This window comes from Desulfovibrio sp. 1188_IL3213, assembly GCF_036763145.1.
Classification (GTDB): domain Bacteria; phylum Desulfobacterota; class Desulfovibrionia; order Desulfovibrionales; family Desulfovibrionaceae; genus Desulfovibrio.
In genome coordinates, this window is the sequence record NZ_JBAIYR010000473.1 from 1 (window position 1) to 1,630 (window position 1,630).

At 61.5% G+C, this 1,630-nt stretch carries 2 protein-coding genes; both read right to left on the reverse strand.

The annotated features are described in order from the left end of the window. Positions 1-248, reverse strand: a 248-nt coding sequence (locus V6C16_RS12720) for a 2-oxoacid:acceptor oxidoreductase family protein (protein ID WP_333543382.1), incomplete at its 3' end; no start/stop codon positions are given. A gap of 10 nt (positions 249-258) precedes the next feature. Then, positions 259-1,630, reverse strand: a 1,372-nt coding sequence (locus V6C16_RS12725) for a thiamine pyrophosphate-dependent enzyme (RefSeq protein ID WP_333543383.1), incomplete at its 5' end; no start/stop codon positions are given.

Below are 1,630 nucleotides of genomic sequence, written 5' to 3' on the forward strand. Positions count from 1 at the left end.
AAAGGCTCAAAGCCCAGCATGACATCAGCCTCGCCAAGGTCCAGCTTGGGCGAACGCCAGCCGCCCAACAGCATGACGGATTCCACCACGCCGCCGCGCTGGGCCATGCCGTGCACTTCGCCTGCCACCACATCCAGACCGGCCTCAAGAGCCGTACGGGCCAGCAGGGTCGTGGCCGTAAGGGTTCCCTGACCGCCCACGCCGGTAAAATAAACGCGCATGCGCTTCTGCTTGTTCTGCATAGTCATTGTCTTTCACCTATCCCTGACGCTTGCGCGCCTTGAAAGCCCCGGGGGCCACCTGCAAACACACCATGCAGCCCGTGCAGAGGGTCGCATCCACCTCCAGATTGTCGCCGTGGCGATAAAAAGCGGGGCAGGCAAGCTCCTCAAGACAGCGCATGGCTTCCGGCCCCTGCTGTGCCACTACGGCCACCTGGGGAGCAGTCTTCTTGAGCTGGCGGCGGGCATAAAGTACGCACGGTTCCTCGGTAATAAGCACACGCACGCCGGGCTTGTCCTTCATGTCCTTCAGAGCCGCCGTAAGCGCCTTGATGTTGAAGGCGCGTACCTTGGCTACTTCGGTTACGCCCATGCCGCGCACAATGGTTTCAATATCCATGTGGCTGCTCATGCCGCCGAGCACATCCTGCTGCATGCCCGGATTGGGCTGATGCCCGGTCATGGCCGTGGTTCCGTTGTCCAGAATGACCATAAGCACGTCATGCTGGTTGAAAACGGCGTTGGCGAGACCGGTCATGCCGGAATGGAAAAAGGTGGAGTCACCGATAAAAGCGATGACGGGTTTTTCCGAAGCACGGGCAAAGCCGCTGCCCGCCGAGATGGACGAACCCATGCATACCAGAAAATCAGCCGTGCGCAGGGGCGGCAGAAGCCCCAGGGTGTAGCAGCCGATGTCGCTGGAGTAATAGGCGTCATCACCGAATATCTGTCGCACCGTGTAATATACGGCGCGGTGCGAACAGCCGGGGCAGAGGTTGGGCGGGCGGCCCGGCAGGTCAGGCTCCATGCTGCGCGGTTCCCGCACGGGACAGGTTTCTTCAAACCACCGGGCCAGACGGCGCGTGACAAGCGTGGTGGAATATTCGCCCTGATGGGTGAGGATGTCGTCCTTGCCCTCAATGCTCACGGAAAGACCACGCCGCTGCACCAGAACGCGAATATCCTGCTCCAGCAGGTCCTCGCCCTCTTCCAGCACCAGAACCCGATCGCATTTATCAAGAAAAGCGCAGATTTTTTCTTCGGGCAGGGGCCAGGTCATGCCCAGTTCCAGCACACGCGCGCGGCCTTCCCACCCATTGGCAGCCAGCGCGTCAGCCAGATAGTTGCGCGAAACGCCGCTGGTGACGATGCCCAGCCGCGTAGAGCCGTCAGGTTCGGCAATCGTGTTGAAGGAACTTTCTTCCGCTGCCTGCCGGGCGCGGGCCATCAGTTCGTCCAGAACCATGTGCCGCCTGCGGGCCACGGCAGGTACGGGAACAAAACGGGCGGGATCACGCTGAAAATCCTTTTTGGGCTGCGGCTCGGGCAAGGCGTCAAAGTCCACAGGGCCGCGCAGATGACTGATGCGCGTAGTGGTGCGCAGCAGCACGGGCTGCTCAAGGCGCCGA